The organism is Acidovorax sp., assembly GCF_047607405.1.
In the GTDB taxonomy this organism is placed as follows: domain Bacteria; phylum Pseudomonadota; class Gammaproteobacteria; order Burkholderiales; family Burkholderiaceae_C; genus Acidovorax.
In genome coordinates this window covers 1-5483 of the sequence record NZ_JASGDA010000010.1, presented here as the reverse complement: position 1 = coordinate 5483, position 5483 = coordinate 1, and the positions used below count along the sequence as shown (strand labels likewise).

General features: G+C 67.0%; 8 protein-coding genes. 4 read left to right on the top strand and 4 right to left on the bottom strand.

Annotation, left to right across the window (positions count from 1 at the left end):
• A partial coding sequence (locus QM569_RS01785; RefSeq protein WP_414985507.1) for a porin occupies positions 1-851 on the top strand: 851 nt, incomplete at its 5' end.
• 98 nt (positions 852-949) lie between these two features.
• On the opposite strand, the gene QM569_RS01780 is transcribed toward QM569_RS01785, so the two are convergent.
• The 3 genes from QM569_RS01780 to QM569_RS01770 all read right to left on the bottom strand — a co-directional run bounded on the left by QM569_RS01780 (position 950) and on the right by QM569_RS01770 (position 1937).
• Positions 950-1228, bottom strand: coding sequence for a type II toxin-antitoxin system RelE/ParE family toxin (locus QM569_RS01780; RefSeq protein WP_414985506.1), 279 nt, complete (start codon positions 1226-1228; stop codon positions 950-952).
• Positions 1206-1418, bottom strand: a complete 213-nt coding sequence (locus QM569_RS01775) for a stability determinant (protein ID WP_414985505.1) — start codon at positions 1416-1418, stop codon at positions 1206-1208. Before QM569_RS01775 ends, QM569_RS01780 begins: the two co-directional genes overlap by 23 nt.
• A gap of 66 nt (positions 1419-1484) precedes the next feature.
• A complete protein-coding gene (locus QM569_RS01770; RefSeq protein ID WP_414985504.1) occupies positions 1485-1937 on the bottom strand; it encodes an OsmC family protein in 453 nt (150 codons plus the stop codon).
• Positions 1938-2187: 250 nt separating this feature from the next.
• Between QM569_RS01770 and ilvA the strand changes: the two genes are divergently transcribed.
• From ilvA to QM569_RS01755, 3 genes are all read left to right on the top strand, one after another.
• The gene (gene ilvA / locus QM569_RS01765) at positions 2188-3744 is read left to right on the top strand and encodes a threonine ammonia-lyase, biosynthetic (protein ID WP_414985503.1); all 1557 of its coding nucleotides are present in this window, start codon (positions 2188-2190) and stop codon (positions 3742-3744) included.
• 71 nt (positions 3745-3815) lie between these two features.
• Positions 3816-4619 (top strand): adenosylcobinamide-GDP ribazoletransferase, encoded by an 804-nt coding sequence (cobS, locus tag QM569_RS01760; protein ID WP_414985508.1) that lies wholly within the window; start codon positions 3816-3818, stop codon positions 4617-4619.
• Positions 4619-5167, top strand: coding sequence for a histidine phosphatase family protein (locus QM569_RS01755; RefSeq protein WP_414985502.1), 549 nt, complete (start codon positions 4619-4621; stop codon positions 5165-5167). The genes cobS and QM569_RS01755 overlap by 1 nt, the downstream gene beginning before the upstream one ends.
• Here the strand turns inward: QM569_RS01755 and QM569_RS01750 are convergent.
• On the bottom strand, positions 5164-5483 hold a 320-nt coding region (locus tag QM569_RS01750; RefSeq protein ID WP_414985501.1), incomplete at its 5' end, for a type II secretion system protein N. The two genes, QM569_RS01755 and QM569_RS01750, sit on opposite strands and share 4 nt — an antisense overlap.

The window sequence follows — 5483 nt, the reverse complement described above, 5'->3', positions numbered from 1 at the left end:
GCGGTCTGTCCGCTTCGTTCTGGCTGGAAGCCGGTGTGAACAACGACAACGGTTCTGGCGCAACCACCAGCACCAACAACCAATCCACCGGCTCCACCGGCGGCGGCGGTCTGACGTTCAACCGTCGCTCCACCGTGAGCCTGAACGGCGGCTTCGGTGAAATCCGTCTGGGCCGTGACTACACGCCTCACTTCTGGAACCTCACGACCTTCGATGCCTTCGGCACGAACGGCGTCGGCACCGCTCAAACCCTGAACTCCAGCCTGGATGGCTACACCTCCGTCCGCGCTTCCAACGCCATCGGCTACTTCCTGCCTGGCAACCTGGGCGGCTTCTACGGCCAAGTGCAGTACTACATGGGCGAAAACGCCAGCACCGCTGCCAACAAGAAGGACGGCACGGGCCTGTCGGCTCGCGTTGGCTATGCCAACGGCCCCATCAACGTGGGCCTGGCTGTTGGACAAACCAAGTACCTGGCCGGCGACATCACGACCTGGAACGTGGGCGCATCCTACGATCTGGGTGTGGCCAAGATCCTGAGCCATTACTCTGAAAACGAAGTTGACGGCGGCGGCGCTACCGGTAAGAGCTTCCTGATTGGCGGCCAGGTGCCCGTGGGCGCTGGCGTAATCCGCCTGGCTTACTCCATCGCCAAGATCGACACGACGGGTTCTGACCCCCGCACCGACAAGATCGCTCTGGGCTATGTCCACAACCTGTCCAAGCGCACCGCCGTGTACGCTACGTTCGCTCACCTGAAGAACAAGAACGGCGCTACCCAAGCTCTGAACGGTGCCGTGACCACTGGCAACTCCAACGGTTACGACCTCGGTATCAAGCACAGCTTCTAATACCCCCGGCTGGCCTGGTGCCAGCCTCTGGTATTCAAAAGCATGAAGAAAGCCGCCCTCGGGCGGCCTTCTGCTTTTTTACTTCTTGCCTCGCCACCCTACGTCGGATACCGCTGGCGCGCATGCAGCACGTTCAATATCTCGATGCATCCAACCGCGTGGCGGTACACGAGGATGTAGTTGGGGTGGCACACCAGTTCATGCGTGCCCGCCACGCGGCCACGCCGGTACTGGACAGGCAGCACGGCCAGTGCGTCCGCATCGTCCATCAGGCGCTCCACCAGCCGATGGGCGGCCTGGGGATCGCGCTCGGCAATGAATGCCGCTATGGCGTGGAGATCTTCAAGGGCCGATTCAACCCAGACGACGCTGGGCATGCTTTGCCTGTGCAGCCTGGATCACGCCATCAATGGCCCGCATTACCTGGTCCGTGGTGAACCTGGGCGTGGCGGGGTCGTCTGCCCGTTGCAGCGCGGCCTCGACCTTGGCGCGAAACCACTGGTCGTAGGCACTGGCATCTTCCTGTGAGGAAAACTCGGAGACGATGGGGTCAAGAGCGGCGTTCATTGCGGTCAGAAGGTAGCACAGCAGGCCGCAAACCGCCAGACTTCTTTCTTTATGGATACCGGCCCATCAACCCGCCTCCACCACCTCGAACCCCGTGGTGATCTGCGCCGTCTTGCCCAGCATGATGCTGGCCGAGCAGTATTTGTCGTGGCTCATGGCGATGGCGCGCTCCACGGCGGCGGGGGGGATGGCCTTGCCGGTCACGGTGAAGTGCATGTGGATCTTGGTGAAGACTTTGGGGTCGGTCTGGGCGCGCTCGGTGGTCAGCTTGACGCTGCAGCCGCGCACGTCGTGCCGCCCGCGCTTCAGGATGAGCACCACGTCGTAGGCCGTGCAGCCGCCGGTGCCCGCGAGCACGGTCTCCATGGGGCGCGGGGCCAGGTTCTGGCCGCCGTTGGCGGGGTTGGCGGCGTCGGGCGCGCCGTCCATGGCCAGGACGTGGCCGCTGCCCGTCTCGGCGATGAAGCCCATGCCCGAGCGCGTGCCCGCGGCGCCTGTCCAGCTCACTGTGCATTCCATGGATGAAGTCCTTTACTTTTCTGTTCGCCGCGCGTGCAAGCGTGGTTTTTTCACGATATTTGACGATTCGGCCTGAAATTTTGGCCTTATTTTGCTGCGTCGCAGCAACCAAGGGATTACACTAGGTCCCATGCGTTGCCCGATGGCGATGCACCGATTGTCTCCTCCATCTCCTCAAAGGATGGATTAAGCCCCGTACCGCAAGGTTCGGGGCTTTTTTTTCGCCCGGTCGCCTATCATCCCCGCCACCATGAACCTGCCGCTTTCCCCCGCCGATTACCTGAAGAAAATCCTCACCGCCCGCGTCTATGACGTGGCGGTCGAATCCGCCCTGGAGCCCGCCAAGGCCCTGAGCCGCCGCCTGCACAACCAGGTGCTCCTGAAGCGCGAGGACCAGCAGCCGGTGTTCAGCTTCAAGCTGCGCGGGGCCTACAACAAGATGGCGCACCTGACGCCCGAGCAGCTCGCGCGCGGCGTGATCTGCGCGTCGGCGGGCAACCACGCGCAGGGCGTGGCAATGAGTGCGCACAAGCTCGGCACGCGCGCCGTGATCGTGATGCCCACGACCACGCCGCAGTTGAAGGTGGACGCCGTCAAGACCCTGGGCGGCGAGGTGGTGCTGCACGGTGAGAGCTATTCCGACGCCTACCAGCACGCGGCCCGCCTGCAGCAGGAGCAGGGGCTGACCTTCGTCCACCCCTTTGACGACCCGGATGTGATCGCAGGCCAGGGCACCATCGCCATGGAGATGCTGCGCCAGCTGCAGAGCCTGGGCAGCAACCGGCTCGACGCGGTGTTCGTCGCCATTGGCGGCGGCGGGCTGGTGTCGGGCGTGGCGAACTACATCAAGGCCGTGCGGCCCGAGATCAAGGTCATCGGCGTGCAGATGAACGACTCGGACGCGATGATCCAGTCCGTGCAGGCGCGCGAGCGCGTCACGCTGCCCGACGTGGGCCTGTTCTCGGACGGCACCGCCGTCAAGCTGGTGGGCGAGGAGACCTTCCGCGTCGCCAGCGGCCTGGTGGACGCGTTCATCACCGTGGACACCGATGCCGTGTGCGCCGCCATCAAGGACATCTTTGTCGATACCCGCAGCATCGTCGAGCCCGCAGGCGCGCTGGCCGTGGCGGCCATCAAGCAGTACGTGGCCGAGCGCAAGACCCAGGGCGAGACCTACGCCGCCATCCTCTGCGGCGCCAACATGAACTTCGACCGCCTGCGCTTCGTGGCCGAGCGCGCCGAGGTGGGCGAGGAGCGCGAGGCGCTGTTCGCCGTCACCCTGCCCGAGGAGCGCGGCAGCTTTCGGCGCTTTTGCGAGGTGATCGGCGCCCTGCCCGGCGGCCCGCGCAACGTGACGGAGTTCATCTACCGCATCAGCGACGCGGCCCGCGCGCACGTGTTCGTGGGCTTGGCGACGCACGGCAAGGGCGAGTCGGGCCAGATTGCCAGCAGCTTCAACCGCCACGGCTTCGAGGCGCTGGACCTGACGCACGACGAACTGGCCAAGGAGCACCTGCGCCACCTGGTGGGCGGGCACTCTGCCCTGGCGCGGGACGAGCGGCTGATGCGCTTTACCTTCCCCGAGCGGCCTGGCGCGCTGCTCAAGTTCTTGAGCCTGATGCAGCCGAGCTGGAACATCAGCCTGTTCCACTACCGCAACCAGGGCGCGGACTATGGCCGCATCCTCGTCGGCATGCAGGTGCCGCCCGAGGACGCGGCGACGTTCGACGCCTTTCTGGCCGCGCTGGGCTACCCCTGCGTGGAAGAGACGCAGAACCCGGCGTACCGGCTGTTCCTGCGGGCCTGACAAGAAATATGGGTCAAATTGGCCTCTAGCGCTTATCCAGAAAGCACAAGCAGCTATCAATTTTGAAGAAGATGCAGTTCCTGCGCCACTACCTGCTGGCCGTGCAGTTCTTCACGCGCATCCCCGTCACGGGGCGGCTGGCGGCGTGGGTGGGCTACAGCCCCGCCATGCTGCGGGCCAGCACCGCGCACTTGCCGGGCGTGGGCTGGCTGGCGGGGCTGCTGGCGGCGGGCGTGTATGCGGCGCTGTACCTGGCGCTGGCGCCCAACCCCTTCGCGCCTGCGGTGGCGGCGGTGTTCAGCACCATCGCCACGGTGCTGATGACGGGCGGCTTTCACGAAGACGGCCTGGCCGACGTGGCCGACGGGCTGGGCGGCGCTGCCAGCCGCGAGCGGGCGCTGGACATCATGAAGGACTCGCGCATCGGCGCCTTCGGGGCCATGGCGCTGGTGCTGGCATTGCTGGCCAAGGTCGCGCTGCTGTCTCTGCTCGGCGCACACGGGCTGGCGGCGGCGCTCGCGGCCATCGCGGGGGCGCACGTGCTGTCGCGCGGGTGGCCGCTGCTCATCGTGCGGGCGCTGCCGCACGTGGGGGACGCGGCAAAGTCCAAGAGCAAGCCGCTGGCCGACCAGATATCGGGCCGGGCGCTGGTGGTGGCGGGTTTGTGGTGTTTTGGGCCTCTGGCGCTTGTGTGGCAAGCACATACAGCTATCTATTTAATAGCATCCATGGTCTGCAGCGCCCTGGCCGCCGCGTGGATGGCGCGCTGGTTCGCGCGGCGGCTGCAAGGCTTTACGGGCGACTGCCTGGGTGCTGCGCAGCAGGTCAGCGAGATCGGCTTCTACCTGGGCGCGGCGCTGAGCCTGCGCTGGTGATGACCCGGCTTTGGCTCGTGCGGCATGCCCGGCCCCTGGTGGCGCCGGGCCTCTGCTACGGCGCGCTGGACGTACCCGTCGATGCCATGGCCACGCAGCTTGCGGCCCGGCGCCTGGCCGCAGCCCTGCCGCCGGGGGCGCAGGTTGCGCACTCCACGCTACAAAGATGTGAGCAGCTAGCCCAAGCACTGCAAGCGCTGCAGCCTGATTTGGCATTGAATGCGGATGCCCGGCTGCGCGAGATGGACTTTGGCACCTGGGAAGGGCAGCCCTGGCACGCCATCGGCCAGGATGCCGTCGATGCCTGGACCGCCGACTTTGCCACGCACGCACCCGGCGGCGGTGAAAGCCTGGGCGCGATGCTGGAGCGCGTGGCACAGGCCCTGCGGGATGTGCCCGCGGCCACCGACGTGGTGTGGATCACCCACGCAGGCGTGGCGCGCTGCGTGGCCTGGCTGCAGACCCAGGGCGATGCACCACCGCGCGCCGATGCCTGGCCGCTGGCCGCTCCGGGTTACGGCGAATGGGAAGTGCGCCGCCTGGGTTAACGCTTGCCGTGGAGAGGCGGCATTTCCAGCGACAGCGCGGCAGGGCCGCCCAGGGCCGCACCCAGTTGCGCCTGGCGCGGCCCCAGCGACTGCAGCACCAGCCCCTGGTCCACCACCGCCCCCACGCGGAACGGCCTGGCAGGCTTGCCGTCCACCGCGATCAGCGCCGCACCGCCGCCGCTGTGCCGGCCCGACAGCACGCCCACCAACTGGAACCGGCTGGAGGCCGAGGGCGCAACCGCCACGCCCGGCGCGGCAGGCTCGGCCCCCAGCAGCCGCGCCAGCGCCTGCGCGTCGGGCGCGATGGGCGCGGGGG

Excerpts from the sequence above, each read along its gene's own strand:
- QM569_RS01780 (WP_414985506.1), bottom strand. The coding sequence starts at position 1,228 with ATGCCCAGCGTCGTCTGGGTTGAATCGGCCCTTGAAGATCTCCACGCC.
- QM569_RS01775 (WP_414985505.1), bottom strand. The coding sequence starts at position 1,418 with ATGAACGCCGCTCTTGACCCCATCGTCTCCGAGTTTTCCTCACAGGAA.
- QM569_RS01770 (WP_414985504.1), bottom strand. The coding sequence starts at position 1,937 with ATGGAATGCACAGTGAGCTGGACAGGCGCCGCGGGCACGCGCTCGGGC.
- ilvA (WP_414985503.1), top strand. The coding sequence starts at position 2,188 with ATGAACCTGCCGCTTTCCCCCGCCGATTACCTGAAGAAAATCCTCACC.
- cobS (WP_414985508.1), top strand. The coding sequence starts at position 3,816 with ATGCAGTTCCTGCGCCACTACCTGCTGGCCGTGCAGTTCTTCACGCGC.
- QM569_RS01755 (WP_414985502.1), top strand. The coding sequence starts at position 4,619 with ATGACCCGGCTTTGGCTCGTGCGGCATGCCCGGCCCCTGGTGGCGCCG.